This is a genomic window from Methanomassiliicoccus luminyensis B10 (assembly GCF_000308215.1).
GTDB lineage: Archaea > Thermoplasmatota > Thermoplasmata > Methanomassiliicoccales > Methanomassiliicoccaceae > Methanomassiliicoccus > Methanomassiliicoccus luminyensis.
Window position 1 is genome coordinate 117,582 of record NZ_CAJE01000004.1, and the last position, 24,407, is coordinate 141,988.

General features: G+C 63.0%; 24 protein-coding genes. 10 read left to right on the forward strand and 14 right to left on the reverse strand.

The annotated features are described in order from the left end of the window. The first annotated feature begins 233 nt into the window (after positions 1 to 233). A complete protein-coding gene (msrB, locus tag WYS_RS01245) occupies positions 234 to 653 on the forward strand; it encodes a peptide-methionine (R)-S-oxide reductase MsrB (protein WP_019176342.1) in 420 nt (139 codons plus the stop codon). Here msrB and WYS_RS01250 read toward each other — a convergent pair. Further along, positions 608 to 1,339: an HAD-IB family phosphatase gene (locus WYS_RS01250; protein ID WP_162137672.1), complete on the reverse strand. Its 732-nt coding sequence runs from the start codon at positions 1,337 to 1,339 to the stop codon at positions 608 to 610. The genes msrB and WYS_RS01250 overlap by 46 nt on opposite strands. 185 nt (positions 1,340 to 1,524) lie before the next feature. On the opposite strand from WYS_RS01250, the gene WYS_RS01255 reads away from it, so the two are divergent. Next, positions 1,525 to 1,950 (forward strand): hypothetical protein, encoded by a 426-nt coding sequence (locus tag WYS_RS01255; RefSeq protein ID WP_147654525.1) that lies wholly within the window; start codon positions 1,525 to 1,527, stop codon positions 1,948 to 1,950. Between the two features lie 23 nt (positions 1,951 to 1,973). Continuing rightward, positions 1,974 to 3,395, forward strand: coding sequence for an MBL fold metallo-hydrolase (locus tag WYS_RS01260; protein ID WP_019176345.1), 1,422 nt, complete (start codon positions 1,974 to 1,976; stop codon positions 3,393 to 3,395). Here the strand turns inward: WYS_RS01260 and WYS_RS15835 are convergent. The 3 genes from WYS_RS15835 to arsB are packed head-to-tail and all read right to left on the reverse strand — an operon-like array spanning position 3,364 to position 5,358. Next, a complete protein-coding gene (locus WYS_RS15835; protein ID WP_147654526.1) occupies positions 3,364 to 3,624 on the reverse strand; it encodes a double zinc ribbon domain-containing protein in 261 nt (86 codons plus the stop codon). The genes WYS_RS01260 and WYS_RS15835 overlap by 32 nt on opposite strands. A gap of 15 nt (positions 3,625 to 3,639) precedes the next feature. Further along, positions 3,640 to 4,251 carry a hypothetical protein gene (locus tag WYS_RS01265; protein ID WP_019176346.1) on the reverse strand — a complete coding sequence of 204 codons (612 nt, stop codon included), beginning with the start codon at positions 4,249 to 4,251 and terminating at the stop codon, positions 3,640 to 3,642. Positions 4,252 to 4,260: 9 nt separating this feature from the next. After that, positions 4,261 to 5,358 (reverse strand): ACR3 family arsenite efflux transporter, encoded by a 1,098-nt coding sequence (gene arsB, locus WYS_RS01270; protein ID WP_019176347.1) that lies wholly within the window; start codon positions 5,356 to 5,358, stop codon positions 4,261 to 4,263. Positions 5,359 to 5,527: 169 nt separating this feature from the next. Between arsB and WYS_RS13905 the strand changes: the two genes are divergently transcribed. The 3 genes from WYS_RS13905 (at position 5,528) to pdxT (ending at position 10,389) form a co-directional block, all read left to right on the forward strand. Next, positions 5,528 to 5,926, forward strand: a complete 399-nt coding sequence (locus WYS_RS13905) for an ArsR/SmtB family transcription factor (protein ID WP_019176348.1) — start codon at positions 5,528 to 5,530, stop codon at positions 5,924 to 5,926. 164 nt (positions 5,927 to 6,090) lie between these two features. Then, on the forward strand, positions 6,091 to 9,723 hold the full coding sequence (locus tag WYS_RS01280) for an MEDS domain-containing protein (protein ID WP_019176349.1): 3,633 nt from the start codon (positions 6,091 to 6,093) through the stop codon (positions 9,721 to 9,723). A gap of 75 nt (positions 9,724 to 9,798) precedes the next feature. After that, the gene (gene pdxT / locus WYS_RS01285) at positions 9,799 to 10,389 is read left to right on the forward strand and encodes a pyridoxal 5'-phosphate synthase glutaminase subunit PdxT (protein WP_019176350.1); all 591 of its coding nucleotides are present in this window, start codon (positions 9,799 to 9,801) and stop codon (positions 10,387 to 10,389) included. Here the strand turns inward: pdxT and WYS_RS01290 are convergent, their stop codons facing one another. Then, positions 10,390 to 11,124 (reverse strand): geranylgeranylglyceryl/heptaprenylglyceryl phosphate synthase, encoded by a 735-nt coding sequence (locus tag WYS_RS01290; RefSeq protein WP_026068683.1) that lies wholly within the window; start codon positions 11,122 to 11,124, stop codon positions 10,390 to 10,392. Further along, positions 11,121 to 11,936 carry a UbiA family prenyltransferase gene (locus WYS_RS01295; RefSeq protein ID WP_019176352.1) on the reverse strand — a complete coding sequence of 272 codons (816 nt, stop codon included), beginning with the start codon at positions 11,934 to 11,936 and terminating at the stop codon, positions 11,121 to 11,123. The genes WYS_RS01290 and WYS_RS01295 overlap by 4 nt, the downstream gene beginning before the upstream one ends. Positions 11,937 to 12,136: 200 nt before the next feature. On the opposite strand from WYS_RS01295, the gene WYS_RS13910 reads away from it, so the two are divergent. Further along, a complete protein-coding gene (locus tag WYS_RS13910) occupies positions 12,137 to 13,588 on the forward strand; it encodes a site-2 protease family protein (protein ID WP_019176353.1) in 1,452 nt (483 codons plus the stop codon). Here the strand turns inward: WYS_RS13910 and WYS_RS01305 are convergent. Continuing rightward, a complete protein-coding gene (locus tag WYS_RS01305; protein WP_147654527.1) occupies positions 13,575 to 14,579 on the reverse strand; it encodes an RsmD family RNA methyltransferase in 1,005 nt (334 codons plus the stop codon). The two genes, WYS_RS13910 and WYS_RS01305, sit on opposite strands and share 14 nt — an antisense overlap. A 39-nt stretch (positions 14,580 to 14,618) precedes the next feature. Further along, positions 14,619 to 15,560, reverse strand: a complete 942-nt coding sequence (gene radA, locus WYS_RS01310; protein ID WP_026068686.1) for a DNA repair and recombination protein RadA — start codon at positions 15,558 to 15,560, stop codon at positions 14,619 to 14,621. A gap of 203 nt (positions 15,561 to 15,763) precedes the next feature. On the opposite strand from radA, the gene WYS_RS01320 reads away from it, so the two are divergent. After that, positions 15,764 to 16,132 carry a hypothetical protein gene (locus tag WYS_RS01320; protein ID WP_019176356.1) on the forward strand — a complete coding sequence of 123 codons (369 nt, stop codon included), beginning with the start codon at positions 15,764 to 15,766 and terminating at the stop codon, positions 16,130 to 16,132. Positions 16,133 to 16,143: 11 nt separating this feature from the next. Here WYS_RS01320 and cca read toward each other — a convergent pair whose 3' ends face one another. Next, positions 16,144 to 17,472 carry a CCA tRNA nucleotidyltransferase gene (gene cca, locus WYS_RS01325; protein WP_019176357.1) on the reverse strand — a complete coding sequence of 443 codons (1,329 nt, stop codon included), beginning with the start codon at positions 17,470 to 17,472 and terminating at the stop codon, positions 16,144 to 16,146. A 562-nt stretch (positions 17,473 to 18,034) separates the two neighbouring features. Between cca and WYS_RS01335 the strand changes: the two genes are divergently transcribed. Both WYS_RS01335 and mtaB read left to right on the forward strand, forming a co-directional pair. Further along, the gene (locus WYS_RS01335; protein WP_019176359.1) at positions 18,035 to 18,826 is read left to right on the forward strand and encodes a B12-binding domain-containing protein; all 792 of its coding nucleotides are present in this window, start codon (positions 18,035 to 18,037) and stop codon (positions 18,824 to 18,826) included. A gap of 12 nt (positions 18,827 to 18,838) precedes the next feature. After that, the gene (gene mtaB, locus WYS_RS01340; protein ID WP_026068687.1) at positions 18,839 to 20,242 is read left to right on the forward strand and encodes a methanol--corrinoid protein co-methyltransferase MtaB; all 1,404 of its coding nucleotides are present in this window, start codon (positions 18,839 to 18,841) and stop codon (positions 20,240 to 20,242) included. Between the two features lie 128 nt (positions 20,243 to 20,370). Here mtaB and WYS_RS01345 read toward each other — a convergent pair whose 3' ends face one another. The 5 genes from WYS_RS01345 to WYS_RS15840 form a co-directional block, all read right to left on the reverse strand. After that, complete coding sequence (locus WYS_RS01345) at positions 20,371 to 22,011, reverse strand: methylamine methyltransferase corrinoid protein reductive activase (RefSeq protein WP_019176361.1); 1,641 nt, start codon at positions 22,009 to 22,011, stop codon at positions 20,371 to 20,373. Positions 22,012 to 22,024: 13 nt separating this feature from the next. Continuing rightward, complete coding sequence (locus WYS_RS01350) at positions 22,025 to 22,486, reverse strand: hypothetical protein (protein WP_019176362.1); 462 nt, start codon at positions 22,484 to 22,486, stop codon at positions 22,025 to 22,027. After that, positions 22,483 to 23,079, reverse strand: a complete 597-nt coding sequence (locus tag WYS_RS01355; protein WP_026068688.1) for a GTP-binding protein — start codon at positions 23,077 to 23,079, stop codon at positions 22,483 to 22,485. The genes WYS_RS01350 and WYS_RS01355 overlap by 4 nt, the downstream gene beginning before the upstream one ends. A 130-nt stretch (positions 23,080 to 23,209) precedes the next feature. Beyond that, on the reverse strand, positions 23,210 to 24,049 hold the full coding sequence (locus tag WYS_RS01360) for an MBL fold metallo-hydrolase (protein ID WP_019176364.1): 840 nt from the start codon (positions 24,047 to 24,049) through the stop codon (positions 23,210 to 23,212). Between the two features lie 9 nt (positions 24,050 to 24,058). Then, a complete protein-coding gene (locus tag WYS_RS15840) occupies positions 24,059 to 24,196 on the reverse strand; it encodes a hypothetical protein (RefSeq protein WP_155897723.1) in 138 nt (45 codons plus the stop codon). Positions 24,197 to 24,407: the final 211 nt, after the last annotated feature.

Below are 24,407 nucleotides of genomic sequence, written 5' to 3' on the forward strand. Positions count from 1 at the left end.
TCACTATCTCGATACGCTTGTAGCGCACTCAACCAGGCATGCCAGCGTATCTTGGATTATCGCCGCCTTCTCTACGCGGGAAGGCGGCAGGCTCCGCGTCAGCGAGCCGAATGCGGCGAATGATGAGGCCGAAGGCCATATGGCACTTGAGGCTGAGTTTAGCTGCAAGCCCATGAGTTTAATAGTGGGCGGCTGACAAAAAGGGCCTGCAAGGTGAATAGGAGTTGGGACAAATGGCTTCCAAGAACGTGGGAAACGTGGAAAAGCTAGTGCGGAGTGAAGAGGAGTGGAAGAGGATATTGCCCTCGGACAAGTACCGCATCTTGAGGCAGGGAGGGACCGAGCCAGCATTCCATAATGAGTACTGGGACGAGCATCGTGCCGGGACCTACGTGTGCGGGGGGTGCGGCCTTCCCCTGTTCTCATCTGATGCCAAGTTCGATTCCGGGACGGGATGGCCCAGCTTCTTCGCCCCCATCGCCCCGCAGAACGTGGAGACCGCCGAGGACGTCCGGTACGGCATGATGCGCACCGAGGTCAAGTGCGTCCGCTGCGGGGGGCACCTGGGCCATCTCTTCGATGACGGCCCGAGGCCCACCGGGCTGCGCTACTGTATGAACTCGGGCTCGCTGGACTTCAGGCCTGAGAAGTAATGGCCGAACAGGACCGGCAGGACCTCGGAGAAGCCGGTGAAGCGCTGGTAGGCCTTTCCGCTCTTCTCCAGGAGCCGGTCCAGGCGCGATCCCTCCACCGCGAACGGCAGGTCCGCCGACAGCGCCGCGGCGAGGTCGGAGACGCCGTCCCCGAGATATGCGACGACGTTCCCCCTCCCTTTCTCCATCCGGACCTGGTCGTCCTTGAAGTTGAGCGCCCCCTCCTGCTCCAGGGGCGGGAAGGAGAACGTTATGCCCCCGGCCCCCTCGTCGATGCGGGGGGCCACCACGTCGATGGCTCCCCATCCCCTCGCTTTTAGAAAATGTCGGATGTAGAAGTCCATTCCCGCGCTGGTTATCCTCAATGTGGCGCCGTTCCGGGCGCACATCTCCACCAGGGTAGGGAACCCTTCCCGGGGGGCGACGATGGCCTCCAGCTCGGCGATGATGCGGTCCCTGGAGATGCCTATCATGGCGAACTGCCGGCTCATGCACTCGTCGATGGTGATGGCACCATCCTCGAGCAGGCGGTCCACGGCCTTCCAGTCCCCCCGCGCGAAGCGGTCCAGGATGTATGCGGCAGTATCGATGTCGGTAATGGTCCCGTCGAAGTCGCTCAATATGGCCAGCCCCATCTGCTCCCGTCCCCGCGCCCCGTCCGGCGGCGAGGGTACTGATGCAGCCACGGATAGAAAATTCTTACCCGGCCGGGCGGGGACGGCGTCGCCCGGTGAGCGGTCCCCTCGACCGCCCCCCACTGTTTGCCGCCCCAACATTGATAAATCGCTTTTTGGAGAGGAATTCCGGTCAGACGGTCCTCCCAGGGGGCGGGACCGGCGGCCCCCGGGGCCCTGGCCGGAGCGGATATATCATGGCACGATCACCAACAAGGACGATCAACTGGGCGGTGGAGGTGGCCTCCCGAATGCGAGGGGCGGCGTTCCCCATGGGCGAGGAGGACGTCAGGGACAGGCTTAGTGGCATCAGGGTGGAGGGTCGCAGCATCGACGAGTTCGTCGATAGCATCCATTTCCCCGTGGCCACTCCTGCCGACCTGCTGCACGAGATAAGCAGGCAGACCGGCGTCTCCCGTGATGACGGTAAGAACGCCTGGTCCATAGGGGTGGCTAAGGCCATGAAGGACCTGCCGTTCCCTCTGAGCAAGGAGCAGGCCAGGGAACGCCTGCAGGGGATAGACGTGGGGGGACGGGACATCTCCCAGCTCCTGCCGAAGCTCAAGTACCCCGTAGAGAGCCCCGCCTCGCTCCTGGACCAGCTGGCCCAAAACCTCGATTGAGGTCCGGGCCCCAGGTCGTGACCATGGCGGACCCCGTCCTCGTCAGGAAGATAAAGGCAGAGGGGCTGGCCCACCTGTCATACCTGGTAGGCTCGGGCGATGGGGCGGCGGTGGTGGACCCCCGGAGGGACTGCCAGATATATGTCGACCTGGCCGACGAGGCGGGCATGGACATCGTTCTTATCCTGGAGACGCACCGCAACGAGGACTATGTCACCGGGTCAAGGGAGCTGGCGGCCGTGACCGGGGCGCCCATATTCCACGGGGATCTCGGCTTTGGCTACGGCGCGGTGGTGAGGGAGGGCCAGGAGTTCGATGTGGGACAGGTGCGCCTTCGGGCGCTCAGCACCCCGGGGCACACTCCCGAGAGCATGTCCTTTGTCCTGTTCGACCTCTCCTCAGGGCCGGAGCCGGTGGCGGCGTTCACCGGCGACGCCCTTTTCGTCGGTGAGGTGGGCAGGACCGACCTCATGGGGCCGGAGCGGGCGGCCCGGATGGCCTCCCAGCTGTTCGACTCGCTGCACTGCAAGATCCTTCCCCTCGGCCCCGGCACCATCATCTACCCGGCCCACGGGGCCGGCTCCGCGTGCGGCGGGAGCATATCCTCCCGTGAGGAGAGCACCATCGGCCTGGAGATGTGCCAGAACCCCGCCCTTCAGTTCAGTACCAGGGAGGGCTTCGTGGATATGAAGCTCCGGGAGAAGCTGGAGCTTCCCCCGTACTTCAAGAGGATGGAGGAGCTGAACCTGGAGGGGCAGCCGGTGCTGGGAGGAACGCCCCGCCTTCCCCTAATCTCCCCGGAAGGCCTCACATCTAGGATGAGCGGCGGCGTGGTAGTCGATGTCCGCTCGCCCCCCGCCTTCGCCGGCGTGCACATACCTGGCTCCGTCAGCATCCCCCTGCAGGTCCTCCCCCACTACGCGGGATGGGTGCTCCCCTACGGCCGTCCCCTCTATTTGGTCCTGGGCATGGAGGACCCCGCCCAGGCGGTCCGTGATCTGATACGGGTCGGCTACGACCGCCTGGGCGGCCGCCTGAACGGCGGGATGGAGGGCTGGGCCAAGGCCGGTCTGCCCGCCGAGGGGTTTGCCGCCATGATCCCTATGGAGCTGGAGGAGCGCCGGAGGTCCGGCGAGGATATCTTCATATTGGACATGCGGAACGAGAGGGAGTGGGAGAGCGGCCACGTGGAAGGCGCGCACCACATCCCCCTGCAGGACCTGGTACGGGGGCAGGCCCCGGTCCCCCGCGACCGGAAGGTGGCGGTGATGTGCGCCTCCGGCCTGAGAGGGAGCATAGGGGCCAGCATCCTCGCGGCGAGCGGCCATAGGATGATTGCCAACGTCATCGGCGGGACCACCGGGTGGAGCGCGGCCGGGCTGCCGATGGTAAGGCCGCCCCCGGCCGCGGAGGTCACCCCTGTTCGTGCCACAGCTTCACGGTAGCCTTGGGTGGCGGCGGCACCGGGAAGGGGCGGCGGCAGGCGATGCAGTACGCCGCATCGATCTCCACCCAGTAGTGGCATTCTGGGCACTCCTTCCGCAGATGGGCTGAACAAGAGGGGCAGGAGCGCTCCAGGCGCTCCACCTCATGTCCGCATACGGCGCAGTGCCGTCTCACCTCCCCCTTGAGCCAGGGGGCCAATGCTTCTCTGCATGCCCGGATCTTTGCCACCCCATCACCGCGAGCTCAGCGCCCCAGCAGATACAGGGGCAGCTCGAACCCGCTCACCGGGCCGACCTCCAGCGTCCACCTGGTTATGCGCTCGATGCCGCTTTTCTGTCCTTTGGCGAGGTCCGAGATGACGGCCCTCCGTCCGGATGTCTTGGCCGCTATCCCGCTGTCAGTGATGGCCTTCATGACCGCCAGGGGCGTCAGCACCCCCTCGACCACTGCGTTGTCCAGCGTGAAACCGTTGGTATCCACCGGCATCACGAAGGCCTTGATCTTGGATGCCTCGAATATCAGCTTGAGGATCTGGTGGGTTATCACGGAGTTGCCGGTGATGATGACCGGCGAGCTCGCGTCCGGCGAATTGTACTCGAACAGCCTCTCCGGCACCTTCTGCTGCATGGGGTCGCTCTCCGGCAGGTGGATGTCGATGCCCAGCACCGCGTCCATGACCTCAGCCAGCTTCCTGTCGATGGCGCCACATTCGACCGCCTTCATCTTTCCGGCGACCAGCGCTCGCGCGAGGTCGGCCCGGGGGCTTCCCCCGCACGAGGGGGTGTCGGTATCCGGCAGATACCTCATCAAGTCCTCCTCCTTCAGCTTGTACAGGTCTATCTCCTCGATGGTCATCCTTTCACCTCACTTTTGTGCCGGCAGGGCCGGCCTGTTCCTGACGTTGCCCTTGACCTTGCCGTACCCATCATAATAACGGCGTCGGAACCAGAACGCCAGGTTCACCAGGGCGATGAGCACCGGCACCTCCACCAGCGGACCGACGACCGCCGCGAACGCTACCCCCGACCCGATCCCGAACACGCCGATGGCCACCGCGATGGTCAGCTCGAAGTTGTTGGACGCGGCGGTGAAGGTCTGCGCGACCGCGCGGGGATAGTCGAACCCTAGCTTGATGCTCAGGCAGAACGACAGCGTGAACATTATCAGGAAGTACGCCAGCAGGGGGACGGCTATCCTGACCACATCCCAGGGCAGGGCAAGGACGTCCTCCGCCCTAAGCGAGAACATCACCACGATGGTGAACAGCAGCGCCAGCAGCGAGACCTTGCCGATCCGGGGGGCGAACTTGCGGTCATACCATTCCGCTCCCTTCTTCCTGACCAGGGCGTAGCGGGTGACTATGCCTGCCAGGAACGGTATGCCCAGATATGTGGCCACGCTGACGGCCACCGATATGATGGATATCTCCACCGCCTGGCCTGAGCCTGGAGATATGATGTCCGAGAGGAAGTATACCAGGAAGTACGCGTATAGTGAGTACATCAGGACCTGGAAGACCGAGTTGAGGGCCACGAGCATGGCGCAGTACTCGCCGTCACCTCCGGCTAGCTGGTTCCACACCAGGACCATGGCGATGCATCGAGCTATGCCCGTGAGGATGAGCCCGATGCGGTAAAGGGGCTGGTCAGGAAGGAAGATCCATGCAAGGGCGAACATCAGCATCGGCCCGACTATATAATTCAGGGCGAGAGAGGTGCCGAACATCTTCTTAGCGTCGGGCTGCCTGGTGATCCCGGACAGCTCTTCGTACTTCACCTTGGCCAGGGGCGGGTACATCATAAGGATGAGGCCGATGGCGATCGGTATCGAAGTAGTGCCGATGCTCAGCGAGTTCAGGAAGTTCGAAAGATCAGGGACCATCACTCCGAGCCCCAGGCCCAGGAAAATGGCCGCAAATATCCAGACCGTCAGGTACCGGTTCAGGAACGACAGCTTTTTCATCAGTCCGCCAGCCATGATGCCCCAGCCCCCGCTAGAGAAGATTCTCCCGTCTCATTTCAAGGATAGTTGAACTATTCTGCGATATATATCATTGCCGCAGGGGGCATCCGGCCGGCGGAAGGACCAAGACAGAAGCTTTCTAGGGACGACGACATACCACGAGAGGACCATGACGAACAGTTCTCGCAAGAAGGAGGCCGAGGCGGATGGCGAGGTGTGCTGCGTTGTGAACGGCAAGCCCCGGCTGCCCGGAGAGCTGGAGGTGCGCCTTGAGAGCGCCGGGGGCCTGGAGAGTGTGCTGGAAAGCATCCCCCCGCCGGACCGACTGAAGATGGAGGCAGGTATGCATCGGGCCCTCGCCGACCCCACGCGGCTGCGCATCCTGCACTCCCTATCGCGGTGCGACCTATGCCCCTGCGTGCTGAAAGAGGTCACCAGGCTCACCGACTCCAAGCTCTCTTATCACCTCAGCGTACTGGAGCAGGCGGGACTGATCGAGTCCTACCCGCTCAGGAAATGGCGCATCTACGTCCTGACGGAAACGGGGCGGGAATGGATGGGCGGATGACTTCCCCGCCCGCGAGGCCCGCCAAGTTCTAGCTTTTTGGCAACGTGTAATCTGAGAACCATTATTATCGTAGCGAGAATTTATCTCTCAATACGCCAGTATGGGTGGAGCACCCCTAACTGGAGGGTTTCCCCGGCCGGGGCCGGGGGCGAGGAAGGTTCATCATGGTCGATTCCGTCAGTGACCAACCGGCGCTCGGTCCGGAGGCCGAGCAGAGCGTGTCCGAAGATCATATCGCGCTCATCTACGAGACGGCCGAGGAAGAGCTGTCGGCTCTTACCCAGCTGATACGGGTGGGGCTGGAGAAGGGCGAGCTGTGCCTGTATATCTCCAACGACGGGAAGGACCAGGTCGTGGTCGAGGCCCTCAAGGCGGAGCACGTCGACGTGGACAAGGCCGTGAGCAACGGTTCCTTGATCCTCGCCAACAAGAGCGAGGTCTACTTCAAGATGGGACGGTTCGACCCCGACTGGACCCTCCGCGTGGTGGGGAACATCGCCGATCTGGCAAAGGACTATGGGTTCACCGCCATGCGCATCATCTCGGACATGTCGTGGGCGCTGGAGAACCTCCCCGGGGTGGAGAGGTGGGCCGAATACGAGGCCAAGCTAAACTCGCTGGACCCCGGCATCAGCGTGCGGGCCATATGCCAGTACGACCGCAGGGCCTTCCCTCCGGAAGCGCTCCTGACGGCGGTGAAGGCGCATCCCAAGGTAGCGTCCCACGGCTCCGTGTGCAAGAACCACCTCTGCATTCCCGCCGAGGTCCTCCTCAAGGGCGGATATGCGGGAGCGGAGCTGGACCGAGTCCTGGACAGCATCAGACGCTCCTCCTCGTGGGAGGCGGACCTAAAGGACCGCCAGCTGGAGATGGAGCAGACCAAGAAGCGCCTGGAGAACGAGGCGGCCACCAAGAAAAAGCTGGAGGCAGCGCTCGACGAATCGCGCCGCCGGTTCGCCGAGTTCGCGGAGAGGACCTCGGACTGGGTATGGGAGATCGGGAAGGACGGCGCGTACGTGTATTCCTCCCCGAGGGTCAAGGACATCCTGGGGCTGCGGCCCGAGGAGGTCCTGGGCAAGAACATCCTGGACATGGTATCGCCGGGGGATGCGGAACGCGTCTCCGATGCTCTGGCCAAAGCGGTCGAGGACCACGCGCCGATAACCGCCTTGGAGAAGGAGGTCAGGCACAAAGATGGCCACACCGTGTTCCTGGAGATGAGCGGGAACCCCCTGTTCGACCGGAACGGCGAGTTCTCCGGGTACCGCGGAATGGACCGCGACATCACCGGGCGGAAGGCGGCCAAGCAGGCTATTGACGAGCACCGCAAGCGGGCCGAGATATCAGAGTCCGAAGCGGAGGCCAGGGGCCGGAGGATCTGTCTGCTCGAGACCGACCAGGCCCAGCTCAGGGCCGCCATGGAGGAGAGGGACGCCGCGCTGGTATCTCTCAACGAGGCCCTGGCGACAAGCCAGCATGAGCTGTCGCAGGCAAAGGGCGACGTCGAGCGGCTCAACTCCTCTCTGACGGAACGAGATGAGGAGCTTAGCGCTGCCCGCAGGGCCATCGCGGAGAAGGACGCCTCCCTCAGCGAGAAGGACGGGGCCGCGGCAGCTATGCAGGAGGCCCTGCAGGCCAAGGACGCCGAGCTTGGCACGGTCCGCGAGGCCCTCGCCGGCACCCAGGACGCAGTGGCGCAGAAGCAGGCCGACATCATCCAGCTACGGCAGCAGGCGGAGCATATGGAATCCGAGCTGGGGATCGCGCGGACAATCATAGCTCAGAAGGAGGAATCGCTCGCCGCGGTGCAGGAGCGGCTCGACCAGGGGAACGCCGAGATGGCCAGCCTCCGGGGCGAGCTGGCATCCGCGCAGGCCGCCGTGGAGGGCACCAGGAGCGAGCTGGAGGCCCGCATCGGGGAACTGCAGGAGGTCCGGGAGATCCTCTCTCAGAGGGATGAGGAGCTTTCCGCGACCTATGCCCGGATCGGGGTACTGGACGTCGATATCACCAAGGCCAGCACCGATCTGTCCGCCGCCCTCGCTGCCGTCGAGAGCATCCGGACGGAGCTGACGTCGCGGACCGCCGAGCTGGAGGCCCGCATCGGCGAGCTACGGGGCGCTCGGACGGACCTGTCTGAAAGGGAGGAAGCGCTGTCCCAGGCCAACGCGCGCATCGCGGAGCTGGAAGGGGAACTGGGCAGGACCCATGCGGAGCTGTCCGCCGCGGTCGCGCTGGCAGAGGGCACCAAGGCCGACCTGGCCGCCCGTACTGCTGAACTGCAGGAGGTCCAGGAAGCCCAGGCGTCCCTGGAGGGGGAGAGGGGGCGGCTGGTCCAGCTGGTCCGCGAGGAGGGCGATCTCATCGGCTCTATGAAGGAGACCGTGGCGAAGTATTCCGCCGAGCTCAATGAGCGCGAGTCGCTAATAACCAACCTGCAGGCCGCCGCGGCGTTCAGGGAGTCCGAGCTGATCACCCGCAAGGCCGTGGCGGAGAAGAGCGCCTCCGAGGCCGGGGATCGGGCGAAGGAGGCCGACGGCCTCAGGACGGAACTGCGGGCGGCGGAAGCCGAGCTTACGGACCTTCGCGCCCAGCTGGCCGAGGCCCAGGAAGCGAATGCGGGCAAGGGCGCGTCGATCGCCGCTCTCAGTACCAAGCTCGAGGAGATCGAGACGGAGATCCGCGCCGCCAAGGCGTCCATGTACGCCAAGGCCGCCGAGCTGGCCAGGGACCGCGAGGCCCTTGACGAGAGCAACGGCCGCTTCCGGGCCATCTTCGACCAGGCCGGGGTTGCGGTGGTCCGCACCGACCTGGAGGGAAAGGTCGTGGAGGCCAACGGTAAGTTCTTCGAGCTCCTGGACCGCTCCCCCGAGGAGATCACAGGCTCCACCTATCACAGCTACACCCACCGCGACGACATGATATTCATCGCCGGGATGTATGATCAGCTGGTGAGCGGACGGGCGCGCTCGGGCACCCTCCTGGCGAGGTTCCACCGGAGGCTGGGCACCGTGGTGCAGGTATCTATCTCCATGTCGGTGGTGCGCGACGAGCGCGGCTCCCCCCGGTACATCATGTCGCTTATCGAGGACCGCACCGAGCAGATGCTGGCCGAACGGGCTCTCCTGGAGAATGAGAGGGAGAGCGAGGAGGCCAAGGCTGCCGCCGGGCCCATGCCTCTTGCGGACGAGCATCAGGAGATCATCGCCAACGACCTCAACGACACCCTCACGGTCATACTGGGAAGCGTGTCCCTGGCCAAGGAGTACGTCATCCCCGAGGGCAGGATGTATAACAAGCTCAAGCAGATCGAGAGCGCGTCGGTGGCGGCCAGGAACCTGGCCTCCCGCCTGATGACCTCCCAGCCCGCCGAACCGGCCGGACCCGACACCGCCGCGCCGGACCTGGTGCGCGGCAAGGGAAAGATACTCCTGATGGACGACGACGAGAGCGTGCTGGAAGCCATCGGGGATCTCTTGACCTACCTTGGGTACAACGTGGAGGTGGCCCGCGACGGGCGCGAGGCCCTGGCGGTGTGCCGGGATGCCCGTGAGGGCGGCCAGCCCTTCGACCTGGCCATCCTGGACCTGGCAGTGACGTCGGGAATGGGCGGCAGGGAGGCGGCCCGGACCATGCAGGAGGAGAACCCCGGGCTCAAGCTGGCGGTCTCCGGCGGCTTCCTGACCGACCCCGCCATGGCCGATCCGGCCAGCTTCGGATTCGACATGGCCATTGCCAAGCCGTACTCCGCCGAGCTGCTGTCCAAGAAGGTCGGCGAGCTCATCGCCCGCACCTGAATCCACCAAGTACTATGCGGAACGTAATAGGAACGTGCGAAAGGTTCATCTCAGCGGTGCTGCTGGGGTGACCGGATGAAAGCAGGAGTGGTATCGGTCCAGGGAGCCGCACCGGAGCACGTGAGGGCGTTGCAGCAGGCTATGGCCGGCCTCGGTGTCAAGGGCGCGGTCGTCAGCGTCCGCCGTCCTTCCGATCTCGAAGAGGTCTCTTGCCTGGTGATCCCCGGCGGCGAGAGCACCACCATCTCCAAGCTCCTTCGCCGCTTCGAGCTGCACGACCGCATCGTGCGCATGGCCGAGGAGGGCGTGCCCATGATGGGCACCTGTGCGGGATGCGTGCTCCTGGCCAAGGAAGGGGACGCCGAGGTCGAGAAGACCGGCACCAGGCTCCTGGGCCTCATGGACATGGGGGTCGACCGCAACGCCTTTGGCCGGCAGCGGGAGAGCTTCGAGGCACCCCTGGACATCGCGGGGCTCGAGGCCCCGTTCCCAGGGGTGTTCATACGCGGCCCCGTCATCCGCAAGGTGTGGGGGGACTGCAAGGTCCTGTCCAGCTACGGAGACAAGATCGTGATGGCGCGCCAGGGCAATATGCTCGCCCTCAGCTTCCATCCCGAGCTATCAGGGGACAGCCGCGTTCACGAGATGCTTCTGAAAATGATATGATCAGCACTTCACCGCGCGGATGATCTCTTCCAGGCGCTTGGAGAAGCGCCCGTTCTCCACCACCGTGCCGGTGACCACGACATCGGCCCCGGCGTTCTTCACCTTAGCGGCGGTCTCGGCGTCCCTGATCCCTCCGCCGACGATGAGCGGTATCGTTATGGTCTCGCGGACCGCCCTGATCATGTCCTCCGGCACCGGCTGCGGCGCCCCGCTCCCCGCCTCCAGGTATACGGACTGCATGCCCAGGTATTCCGCGGTCAGAGCATAGGCGGCGGCGAGCTTGGCGTCGTCGCGGGGGATGACCTCGGCTTCCCCGACCTCCCCTACCTTCATCCCCGGGGCCACGATGATGTAGCCCATGGAGATGGGCTCGATGCCCAGCTTGCGCACGACCAGTGCGCCTTTCATCTGCTCCCTCATCACCATTTGCACGGTGCGGGAGTTCATCATGCTCATGAAATAGATGGCGTCGGCGTACGGAGACATGGCCTTCGCGCACGATGGGAAATATATCACGGGCACGCTGGACCTGGCCTTGATCGCCTTGATGGTGTCGTCCAGGTTCTCCTGGGTGACCCCGGTGGAGCCCCCTACCATGATCGCGTCGGTCCCCAGCTTCGAGGCGACCTCCGCGATCTCCCCCGCCTTGACCGGCTCCTGCTTGGCCGGGTCGATCAAGGTCATATGGAGCGTTCCTCTCTTCATCTTCTCCGTAAGGGCCTCTCTAACTTTCATAGCAAACCTCCCAACAAGAACGCGACGAGGGCGACCAGCATGCCGTATTTCGCCCATCTTTGGCCCTGCTTGGGGTTTCGGAAATGAACATACGAGCAGTATATAAATATTGCATCGGCTAACAAAACCACTGCCAAATAAGCCTCGTTGAAGAAGCCCGCCAGGTACGGCTGGAACGATAGGGCCACCGCCGCCAGGAACGCTATGCTCGCCACCACTCCCGCTCTCTTCGCCCCGATCTTCTGCGGGAGGGTCTTGCGGTCGAAGTCGGAGCCCATGTCCTGGATGTCCTTGACGATCTCTCTCCCGAGGGTCGCCAGGAAGGCCATGATCCCGATGGCCACGGTGTATTCTATCCTTCCGACTATCGCTCCTCCCAGCAGGAACAGCGCGCCGGTCAGCCAGGCGATGGACATGTTCCCGATAAGCCCCATCTTCTTGGTCCTCAGCTCGTAGGCCAGCATTATGATCACGGCCGTGAGCACCACCGCGATGGAGAGGGGGTTCAGGAACAGGGACGCCAGTATGGACAGCGCGAACGCGGCGGCGGAGATGCGCAGAGCGGTCCTCGGCAGCATGCGGCCCGACGGTATGGGGCGCTCGGGATGGGCGAGCTTGTCCACTTCTCTGTCCAGGTAGTCGTTGAGGGAATTGCCTCCGATGAAGAACAGGAACACCACCGCGGAGGCCAGGGCCACGGCCTGCAGGTGGTCCACTATCCCGGTGCCCACTGCCACGAGGGTGCCCAGGACCAGGCCCACCACCCCCATCACGCAGTTGCCGACCCTGAATAGCTGGATGTACCTGTTCATGGGGCTTCATCCCGATGGGGATAATAATGTTTTGTGCCCGAATTTTTAGCGTGGAGACGCCGCCTTCCGTCCGATGCTGATCCTTCATTATATGATGTATCGGGGTATGGTGTATCGGGGTTCGCAGGCCGCGTTCGATCCACGGTCGCCGGTTCTAGAATCCATAAACTTTTAAGCGCGGGCAGGGTTGGGGAAGGTCGATGTTCAGCGACATCAACGTCGCGGCCGATGTCGAGCTGGTACGCTCCCGGGTAGAGAAACATTTCAAGATCTACGAGGTCAAGGTCGGCTACTCGGCCGTCACCCTCATGGTCGATCCGTTGAACAAGGACGCCCTGGGAGCGGATTTCGAGAAGCTGCGCAAGGAGCTGAAGGCCGTACATTTCATTCCCGTGATCCACTACTCCGGCGGGGAGTATACAATCGCGGTCATCAGGAACCCCCAGTACCGCACCAGGAGCTCCTGGACCAACAAGGTCCTGCTGCTCATCACGTTCATCACCACCACCTTCGCGGGGATGATGCTGTGGTCCGACTACCAAGGCTCGGCGGCGCTGCTGAGCCTGGAAAACGTCGGGTACGGCGCGCTGTTCTTCGCCATCCCTCTGATGGCCATCCTGGGCGTCCATGAGTATTGCCACTACTGGGCGGCCAAGAGGCACGGGGTGGACGCCTCCCTGCCGTTCTTCATACCTTCGATCCCGCCGTTCGGGACCTTCGGGGCGTTCATATCGCTGCGCGACCCCATGCCGAACCGGAAGGCCCTCGTGGACATTGGGGCGGCGGGGCCGCTGGGCGGGCTGGCGGTAACGATCCCCGTGGCGCTGATGGGGCTATACCTTACGGCCAACGGCCACCCCCTTTCCGGCCCCATCACCGACGGCACCATGGCCGTGGCCATCCAGCCGCTGTTCGAGCTACTGTTCCTTCTGATCCCCATACCTGAAGGCATGGCCCTCCATCCCACCGCCTTCGCCGCGTGGGTGGGCTTCCTGGTCACCGCCATCAACCTCCTGCCGGTAGGGCAGCTGGACGGCGGGCACATCGCCCGGGGCCTGCTGGGCGAGAACGCCAAGTACCTCGGGTACGTGACCTTCGGCGCCCTCATGCTGGCCGCCGCCCTCTACGGAGGGTGGCTGATGTTCGCCCTCATCGTGCTGCTGCTGGGGCTGAGGCACCCCTCCCCGCTGAACGACATCTCCAATATCAGCGGCAAGACCAAGGCGGTGGGCGCGGTTTCCATGGCGGTGCTGCTGTTCACCTTCGTGCCGCAGCCTCTGATGACCATCGCCCCGGACCACTCCTTCACCCTGGACGCGGCGGGGGGCAATCTCGCCGCCGTTCGCGCTGACGACTATGCGTACTTCACCATGCTGGTGAACAACACCGGCAACACCGACAGCGTGGTCGAGCTGTCGCTGGAGGACCTCCCCGGCCACATGAGGGGGTATCTGTACCTGACCGGTGGAACGCAGGACGCTTCCACCGACGAACTGGAGCTGAACCTGCCCTATGGCGGCAGCGCCTCGGTGACGGTGCGGGTGTACGTCGAGAACGCCGCCCCGGAGGGCGTGAACAATATCAAGCTGGTGGGGACCTCGGGCGGCCTGATCGAGTCACAGGAGCTGACGGTCCAGGTCATTTCTTCCTGAACAGGCAATAGTGCCTGGTGAGCGAGCGGTGCACCCTCTGCAGATGCGTTCCCTCCAGCTCCAGCTCTTCCGGCGGGACGGGGCAGGGGCGGGGCAGAACGACCCCCGCTTTGCCGCCACTCTTCACCGCTCCCGAGATCGAGCGCAGCGCCCGAGGGTACAGGTCCCCGAGGGGTTCCTTCCTGGTGCTGGTGGATCTTCCGTAGGGCGGATCGGTGGCTACAGCGTCGACCTCGCCGAACATGCTCCGGACGTCCCCGATGTCCGCCCTCTCCACCGTCTCCCATGGCAGGCCGAAGTGCCCCATGTTCTCCTTGGCCCCCTGCACCATCTCTTCCGATATGTCGGAGCCCACCGCCCGGACGCCCATGGAGGCGGCCTCGATGAGCAGCCCCCCGGTCCCGCAGAAAGGGTCCAGGAGCCGCTCTCCCCGCTTCACCTCGGTGAGGTTGATAAGAGCGCGGGCGTACTTGGGGTGGAGGGAGATGGGCGAGAAGAACGGCCGCTCCGCCACCTTGCGCAGTTCGAAGGAGCGGCGGTCCACCACCTTTTCGGAGATGAAGAAGTGGAGGCGGTCGGAGAGGAGCACCCGGAGCTCGACATCGGGGTCGGCCAGATCGACCTTCCGCCCTTTCGCCACCAGCGCCCCCACTCTAGAGCCGAGCTTGCCGACGTCCACCTCCGGCAGGTACTCCCGGTACCTCTTGGCCCTGACCGCCACCGAGCCGTCTGGCAGCTCCAGGCGGGAAGCGAAGGGATCAACGTCCTGCGGGGAGCAGGAGCCCAGGTACGCCCCGATGCGATGGGTCAGCGCGATCCTGGAGCCTATGGTCCCGAGCCGCTCGCCGTCGAACGAAGCGACGATGAACCCCGGACCATCGGCGACGAGGTCACAAGCCCCGCACTCGGCGCGGCAGCAGGCCATGGCCTCGGCCTCAGGCAGGCTGGCATGTTCTCCGGAAAGTTCGAAAAAGTAGGGTTTATGGCTCACGCCCTCCCTCCCGGGCAGGGCGCGGCCGTAGTGGTGCTCTCAGTCCCTGACTCCATCCTCGCCAACGGTAATGACCGCCTCGGCCTCGGGTAGGTTGGGGGAGTCAATTAATCTTGCTATCCTCTTCCCTCCCTTGCTCTTCCTGAGGTACAGCCTGTAGGTGGCGGCATGGCCAACGATGTGGCCGCCGATGGGCCGGGTGGGATCGCCGAAGAAGGCGTCCGGCTTGGCCGAGACCTGGTTCGTGACCGCTATCACCGCGTTGTTGAGGTCGGCGAACCTGAGCAGGTCGTGCATGTGCTTGTTCAGGTTCTGCTGCCTCTCCGCCAGGGCGCCCCTGCCGACATACTCGGCACGGAAGTGGGCGGTCAGGGAATCCACGATCATCAGGCGGACGTTCATCTCATGCGCCAGCTCCTGGGCCTTCTCCACCAGCAGCATCTGGTGATGAGAGTTGAACGCCCTCGCCACATGGATCCTCTTGAGGACCGCCTCGGGGTCCAGGTCCAGCGCGGTGGCCATCTGGACTATCCTCTCCGGGCGGAAGGTGTTCTCGGTATCGATTATGAACACGTCCCCGTCGAGGCCCCCGTCCTCCACCGGACGGGTGGCGTTGACGGCCAGCTGGAAGCACATCTGGGTCTTCCCGCTCCCGAACTCGCCGAAGAACTCGGCGATGGCCTGGGTCTCCAAGCCTCCCCCCATGAGCTCATCGAAAGCCTTCGAGCAGGAGGTGAGCTTGTGGATGTTCTTCCTTCTTTCAAGTATCAGGTCTCCCGTCTCGAACCCCCCGACGTCGGCGGCCTGTTTTGCCGCCGAGATGATCTTCACCGCGGTGCTCTCCCCGATCTCCGCCACTTCCGCGAGGACTTTGGGGGACTCTACCGCGATCGCCATCAGGTCGACATAGCCGGCATCACGCAGCTTCTCTGCAGTTGCGGGTCCAACACCAGGCAACTCTTCTATGCTGTTTCCGGGCATTTATGCACCTTCCCTCTCACGAACCTCATATAACTATAAAAGGGCCCTCCCGGGTGATTGAAAGTACCCACTACAGTTAGCTAGCCAGCATGTCGGCGACCGGCCGAAAAGCGACCTCCCGGAGCGCCCCTCCCGCGCCGCCGGGCCCCGCTCCCCAATGGTCTTCCAGAAAGTTTATTAGCCGATTGTCTTTAGGGAGCCCCATGGCTAAGAAGCGGAGAAAGGGCGAGAAGGAGGACACCTATGAATGGGTGCCTCCAGAGTTCGATGAGAAGGCCTTTCTCGAGAAGGATATCGTGATAACGAAGGCCATGATGCTCACGGCCGGACTGGCCATAGTGTTCGGCGCGCTGGCGTTCCTGGCGGGGGCCGCGGTCAGCAATATCCTTGGCTTCTTAGTGTACATCGTGGGGGCGTACGTCGTCATGAAGGGGCTGCCCAAGCTTCGCATCCTCCAGTTCGCCAAGAAGGAGGACTCCGACAGGAACTCCATGCTCGGGAACATAGCGCTGTACATGCTGCTCTCGCTGGGCGTGTGGATCCTCCTCATGAACCCGCCTTTCTCCGCCTGAAAGGCCAAACCTCAAACTTCCCAGTTCTTCCTTTTATCCAGCAATAACGACAGGGCCGCGCGGTTCCTCTCGCTGATCGCCATTTCGCCGGTCTCCACTCTCAACCCCTTGAGGTCCCTGAGATCGCTCCCCAGCCCCGCCGAGGAGAACTTCGCCTCGATCAGGCTTTTGGGCCCGGTATGCTCTCGCCTCACCATCACCGACCAGTGCCCGTTCTCCAGGAACGGCTCGCTCAGTCCGGCGCCCTTCCACTTCTCCAGGAAGGAGGAGGCGTTGTCTATCCACGCCGGGGGGCCATTGTGCCTCGCCGCCCGGGGGAGCGTGAGCGACCTCAGCTCGATCACGAACCTGATGCGGTCGCCGATGTGGAACGTCTTGTCCAGCACCGTGAAGTCGTAGCTGGCCAGCAGGGCCGCCAGCCCGTCCAGGGACTTCCTCGCCTGGGGATAGAGGTTATCGTCGATGAGGTCCGGCCGGTCCAGCTCTACCACTACCATCCCGGTGCCCCTCTCGGCCACGGCCTTCCTGATGTCCTCCACGGAGAGCGGCTCCCTCGGCGAGGGGAAGAAGAAGCGCTCCGACGGCGCCTTGAGGTATTCCCTGGCGGCATGGATGAACAGGGCGAAGCTGTTCGCCGACAGCGCCGACGCCACATTGCGGCCCCTGTCCACCGGGTCGTAGAACACCAGGGGGTCCTGGAACCTCTTTCCCTGGTCTTCCTCCAGGCCCAGGGTGACGCCCTTCTTCCACTCGGAGGCGTGCTCCAGCACCGCCCGGAAGGAGCCGTACTTCATTACCAGGATCTCCAGGAGGTAGCCTGAGAAGCCCTGGACCCGCGCCTCCGCGCCGTAGACCCCCACTCCCTTGGCGAAGCGCTTCAGCAGCCTCACCTCCCCCTTTTGCCCCTCCCCAAGGTGCGACTGCACGTAACGCGTATGGAACGGCGTCCGGTCCACCGCCGAGCGCAGGCACTGGGGGTCCTTTATATGATAGCAGGGGACGAGGTCGACCTCCAGGCCTTCCCATTCTCCGTGGATGTATGGGTGCTCGGCATATCTCTCCTCCACCTTGGTCAGGGTCCTCCTCCCGATGTCCAGGCCGGTCTTCTCCAGCTTGTTCCTGGATATCAGCTCGGGGAACAGCACGAAAACGTCGATGTCCGGGTCGTTCAGGTAGGTGTCCTTGGCCACCGAGCCCACCAGCATGACCTCCAGGCCAAGATCGCGGGCATCGGCTTCCTTTCTGACGGTCTCGAGCAGGCTCCGGACGGTCCGCTGTATCGCATCCCGTCTCTCCGCGGTAGGGGAGACCTTCCCGAGGACCTCTTGTTCGACCTGCATCGCGTGGGCATGAGCAGAAGGTAACAAAAGGCTTCCCCCCGGACCTAGGCCTCGCCGCAAATATCTGGTCGGTGCCTAAGGCCGGTGTGGTGGGGATTCAGAAAAACTTTGCTTAGGAGGAAAGTTGAGCCACCGACCTCAGACACCGCAACGAACTACCCAAAGTCAGTTATATCAACATTATCGGAAATCATAGCGGTCATTGCGGACGATGCTGAGAAATCATCGGCCCGAGCGCTCATATCTGGGCGGTACCTTTGGATGCACGGAAGGCGGCCGAGATCGAGGCATGCGATTTTTCGGGCCTCGAGACCATCCATTTTCGAAACGCCCTTCATATCTGACGAACGTTAGTCGTCGGGGCCGATATGGGCCGGATGTGGTCCATGCACCCATGGCCAAGATCGTTCGGGCCGAAAGCGAACGCTTTCCGAGCACGGGGCGGCGCTGATATCGCTACCATCTTAGAGTACTTACTTATATTTCATACGGAGCTTTCAGCTGGAGAGCATTTCCTCAGGTGCTCTTCGCCCTGTTGGAGGACAGGGGCTGAGGTGCGAACATGATAGATCTGAAGAGTGTAAACTACGACCGGGTCCTCAGGCGCTATGATATCCAGATGGAATCGAGGGAGACCCCGGAAGAGCTGGCGGGACGGATGGTCCCGAAAGACCCGCTTCTCAAGAAGATAGCGGAGGACGTTGTGTTCATGCGCTACAAGAACATAGGCGAGGACGTTACCGCCGCCTTCAAGATATTCAGCCCCGAGGAGGTCATAGAGCAGGGTCTCATCAAAGGAATGGACGTCGTCGGCGAGCTGTACGGGCGTGGCATCTACTACCTGCCACATGTCATGGTGGCCGCCGATGCCATGGATAAGGGCGTAAAGATATGCGAGTCCAAGATGACCGGCGCCCGCGAGGGCAGGGGCAAGATCGTCATGCACGTTGCCGAGGGCGACCCCCACGACATCGGCAAGAACATCGCTGCCGTCCTGCTGAAGTCCAACGGCTACGCCGTGGTGGACATGGGAAGGGACGTCGCCGTGGTCGACGTCATCGACACGGTGGAGAGGGAGAAGCCCAACGTGGTCACCGGCACCGCCCTGATGACCACCACCATGTCCGCGTTCCCCCGGGTCGCGGAGAAGTTGCAGGAGAAAGGCATCAACATCCCCTTCGTCTGCGCCGGCGGCGCGGTGAACAGAGCGTACGTGGAATCGTACCCCTTGGGGGTCTACGCCAGCAAGGCCATAATGGGACCCGCCCTGGCCAACAAGGCCATGGAGGGCTGGGATTGGAGGAAGCTCAGGGACAACTGGGACGCCATCACCGGCGGCGCGGGGGCGAAGTAAGGAGGCATGGGAATGGCGATCAGAAGATACACCAAGATGGAGTACAGCGCCCCGGACGACATGGTCTTCGGGGAGGCGAGATTCCCCGTGTCCTACGGGCTCGGGCAGACCATCGGCGCGGGAGTGGTGGTCCCGGAGATTAACTTCGCCCCACGGCCGGGCGCCGAGAAGAGCCCCGAGACCCTGAGGCGGGAGTATGTGGACTACATCACCAAGGACATTCTCGACCGCGCCATCACCCTGGGGTTCCCGGCGGTGCAGCTGGAGAACGAGCACATATTCCAGATGGTCAACGAGCCGGAGAAGTTCGCCAAGCCCGTGGTGGCCGGACAGAAGGAGATGATGCAGAAGTACCACGACGAGTACGGCATCGCCCTGTCCATCCGCCATACCCTGGCGGACCCCCGGTTGGCCGAGGAGGGCTTGAGGCCTGGAATGGACAAGAAGCACAACTATCCCGAGAAGACCATCGAGTCGATCGAGATCGCCGCCGCCAACGGCGCCGACCTGCTGTCCATCGAGTCCATGGGCGGGAAGGAGGTGGCCGACCATTCGGTGCTGCGGCAGGACATCCGCGGATGGCTGTTCGGCATAGGCTACCTCGGCTCCATCGATATGGAATGGCTGTGGCCGCAGATCGTCGACATCGCCAAGAAGAGCAAGGTCAAGGCGGGCGGCGACACCAACTGCGCCGGGGCCAACACCTCCATGTTCATGGCCGGCGGGTACCTGGACAAGGATATCCCCAGGACCTTCTCCGCTGTGACCCGCGCCATCGCCTCGGCGAGGACGCTGGTGGCCTGGGAGTGCGGCGCCACCGGTCCGGACAAGGACTGCGGCTACGAGGGCCCCATCGTCAAGGCCATCGCCGGCAAGCCCACCGCCCAGGAGGGGAAGAACTCCCAGTGCGCCCACGCCGACATGATGGGCAACCTCATCGCCCAGGTGTGCGACCTGTGGTCCAACGAGTCGGTAGAGTACCACCCCGAGTTCGGCGGCTCGTCCGTCCAGTGCTGGCTCGGTTCGATCGGCTACGAGTGCGCGCTCATGAACACCGCCAAGCAGCTGAAGCAGGACAAGCTCCTGCGCGACCTGTACATGGCCACCGACCGGTTCCGCTGCCCCGAGGCCCATATACTCGCCTACGACAACGCCTACCGCATCGGCCAGGCCATCGTGGAGTATGGCAGCAACATCTACCTGAGGTCCAAGGCCGCCGGCATGACCGCCGCCAAGATCATCGAGGAATCGAACAAGATCGGCATGCTCAAGTTGTCCAAGCACGAGAGCGACATGCTCAGGAAGATAATCACCGACCTGAGCGCGCTGCCGGACGAGGAGGGCAGGTTCGTAGATCAGTGCCTCAGGGCCTACAAGGACATCCCCCTGTTCAGCCCCAAGAACTACGAGATGTGAGCTCGGGAGCGATCATCTCCTCCTTCATCACGGGATCGACCGATCTTTCGAGATAGGCGGGAGATCTCGCTCTGAGGAGTTGAAAAAAATGAGGGCGGGGGCCCCGCGGGGCCTGCGCTCCGTCGCCCTTATGCGGTCTCCTTCAGGCCCTTGTGCAGCTCCTTGAACTTGAAGACCTTCTCCGGGCAGATGCGCTCGCACCTCATGCATGCCGTCCCATTGCACAGGTCTGAAGCTACCTCAATCTGGAAGCCGCTCTTGCCGCCCTGGGTGACCTTGATGGCACGCTCGGGACACTCTCTCAGGCAGGCTTCGCATCCAGTGCAGCCCTCGAAGGAGCCGCTGATGTGAACCCCGATGTCCCTCAGGACCTTGAGCCCCTTCGACCCCAGATCAGGTATGTCCCTCTTGACCACCCTGATGACCTCGGCCGGCTTTATCTCGGCGGGCAGGGGCTGGATCTCCGCCATCTCCAGCATCATGTTGTAGACCTCCATGGGCATACCTTCCTGCCAGTACGCCAGCTCCTGAACGAACACCTTCTCGAAGATGGGGTCGGTGGCGAACATGATGTGATTCGCCCTGATGGAGTTCGCCAGCTTCTGCAGCTTCTCCAGCAGCTCGGGGTCCTTAACCAGGTCCGTCGCCATGGCCAGCGAGGTGTTGCCGAACTGGTAGATCTTCTTGGGCGTGGGAGGGAGCAGCCCGACCCTTTGCGCCTTTAGGGCATCGACGTAGGTCCCGGACGCGCCGCTCATGTACATGATGTCGAGATCCTCTATCTTGAGGCCAGCGTGTTGCAGCAGGGTGAAGTGGCCGGCCCTCATGGCCCCGAAGGTCTTGGCGGCCTCCAGGACATCGTGCTCGGTGAGAGTGATCCCGTCCTGCAGATGCAGCATGTTGTCCACGGTGGTGATGTGGGGCCACTTGATGAGGCCGTACTCCATGGCCACGGCGATGGCGGCGATGACCCCGGTGCCGGTGACGCCCAGGGCCTTGCCGTGCATCGGTCCCTCCTCCACCACGTTCCCGGTGTTCGGCTCTACCTTATCCCCCTCCTGCGTGTTGATCGAATCATCGAGCACGGTGCATCTCCAGTACCCGTCGGAGTTGACGTCGCTGATGGCGCCGGGGGAGGCGAGCATGCCCGCCTTGATGGACTGCCCCTCAATGGCCGGACCGGCGGCCGCCGAGCCGGTGAGGATCTCATCGCCGACCTTAAGCGCCATTTCGGCGTTGGTCCCATAGTCCGTGACCAGGACGTTCCCTTCCTGCTCGAGGAGCTTGGTCTGGTACATCATGGCCAGCGCGTCGGCGCCGATCTCGTGCTTGATGGCCGGCGGGACCATGGCCATCACCCCCTCCGGCAGCTCCAGGCCGAGCTCCTTCGCGCTGATGAGCCGGGCATCTCTTTTCTGCAGCTCCACCCCCTTGGACTTCAGAGTGTTCTCGCCCACATAGGCGAGGTCCCGTATCTCCATGTTCTGGAACATCGACAGCTGGATGGGGTTGCCGCATATCGCGACCCTCTCTACCTTGTTCAGGTCGATCTCCAGCATCTTCATCAGCTTGTTGGCGGTGTCGATGAGAAGCTTGTGCGCGATCTCCCTGTCCACCTCTATGCAGAAGGTCAGGTGGTCCATCACGTTCGCGCCCGGAACGGGGTGGCGGACGGTGATGGCGGTCGATATAATCTTATTGTCGCTCAGGTCGACAGCGTGCATCCTGGTGCCGCTGGTCCCCACATCTATCGAGATTCCATAGCCCATTTTCTCACTCTCGCTAATGTTCGTGCTCGTGATCATGATCGCAGCCGTGCTCGTGGAGCTCGTGAACATGCTCGTGATCGTGCTCTTCGATCTCCAAGTGCAGGCTCTTCCCCAGCTCCTCCAGGCTGGCCTCCATGATCTCCTCGAGATCATGATCGGAGATGCCGACCAGCGCGGCCATGAACTTCATCTCCCCCTCATGCACGGTGGGAGAGGTGATGCGATTAACGGTCTCCGGCCCCAGCTTCATGTCTATGAGGTTGACCTTGAGGGTGCCGTGCTCGGTGGTGATGAACGCCTTGACGTGCCCGATCAGCGCGCGCCTCTTCCCCACGACCCTCTTCCCTACCTCGGTGAGGGTGCCCTCCACCAGGCCGATGAACCTATCCACATCCATGCTGCCGTGGGCATGGAAGCGGAATTTCATTCCGAAGGAGCCGGCGTCGGCCATCTCCTTGGAGTTCTCCTCGTTCATGCCCTTCCCTCCAGCAGAGCGACCAGAGGTTCCAGTCCCTGGCCGGTCTTCGCGGACACATAGGCTATCTTGGAACCGGGGGCGACCCTGTTGACTATGTCCGTCACCTGGGTCTTGGTAGCCTCATCCACGATGTCGATCTTGTTGACCGCCACTATATTGGCGCCGATGATCTGGCGGCTGAGGAACAGCTCGGCCTCGTTGAACAGCTCGATGGCCCGGTAGGCGTCGATGAGGCATATGGTATACATGTGCTCCTCGCCGACCATGGCCCTCCTGACGAAATCGTTGATCTTGGATGCCAGCGCGATGCCGGTAGGCTCTATGATTATGACATCTGGATCGAACTTGGAGCTTATCTCGCGCAGGGTGTTCTGCAGGCTGCCCGACAAGGAACAGCAGATGCACCCCTCGGTTATCTCCACGGTCTTCAGGCCAAAGGAGTCGATGACCGCCCCGTCGACACCTATCTCGCCCACCTCATTGACGATGATGGCGACCTTCTTCCCCGCCTGGCTGAGCTCGGTGCCTAAGCGCACGAGGAGGGTGGTCTTACCGCTTCCCAAAAAGCCCGCTAGCTGGCAAATGATCATTACCTAACCATCGGCAAGCGATTATTTTTAATTTATGCGCGGGTGAAACTGGGCCGCCTTTCCGTTCGCCCCTTTCATCCGGAGAATAGGTCTGGACGTTCGATCATATGGAGGCACGCTTCCCGGGGCGCTACTTGTCGAGGTCTAAGCGCTCCCTGCCGCCCTCCACCAGCTCCTGGCCCCTTGACCTGGTGGCGCGAACGGTCTTGCCTACCTGGACGGTCATGAGGTCCTCTGCCGCTATGACCTTGGCTCCCGAGGACCGCTCGATGTACCGGGCCTGCTTGTTGACGCCGTCATGCACCAGCTTCATGCCGAAATGCGTCAGGACCACCACCTCTGGACCGACCTCTTTGGCCAGCGTTGCGGCCTCCTCGGTGCAGAGATGCTTCGGTACCCGTGAGTTGAGGGGCCTGGTGACGTTCAGGATAAGCACCCTCGATCCCCTGTGGGCCTCCGCGATCCCGGGCCCCAGCTCAGTATCGCTGACGTACGATATGTTGCCGGCCGAGCAGTGGAAACGGAACCCTACCCCGGTAGGATCGCCGTGCGAGGTCGGCGTGGCATCGATCCTCATGTCCCCGACGGTGAAGGTACTGTTCGCCTCCGCCACGATGGCCCTGCCCACGATGGACTGGTGGTATGCCGACACCGCGGGGCTGAACCCGTCGGTCCCCTCCATTGCGCTCCTGCTGCCCACCAGCGTCCCGGTGTGCTTGAACCCGCCCTTGGTCATGCCCTCCACCAGCATCTCCGCGTCGGCATAGTGGTCGGGATGACAGTGGGAGATAAGGACGGCGTTGGTCTTGGCAGGGTCCAGGGCCAATCGCCGCATGTTCATGAGCGCCGATGGCCCGGGGTCGAGATGCAGGCGCACTCCATCATTGATGTACAAACCCCCGGTGGCCCGGACCTGATAAATGGTGGCGAACCGGCCCCCGCCCGTCCCCAGGAAAGTAACGCTGGTCAATCGAACGCCTCAACAGCCCCGGTCTACAGTAATGACCTCCTCTATGTACTCTTTTGCCCCAATGCTACAAGAAATCAGAAACCGATCAATCCTACAGAATATGATCGCACTCCCCTCGCGCGGGATCCCAATATCGGCATCGTTCATGCTGGGGCCTTCTGAGAATGTCAATGCAGCCTAGTTGCTCCTCATTGCTCGCCCCCTGCTCGATAATGCGGGGTTTAAACCGGTTATGGACGATGGGGCATAATACTGATCCCATTGGGGGCATCCAGCACGTACCGATAACATGAAAATGGTCGGCGTCCCCGTTCCATGACATACGTATAAGATGTAAATACGGCCTGAATTATATACA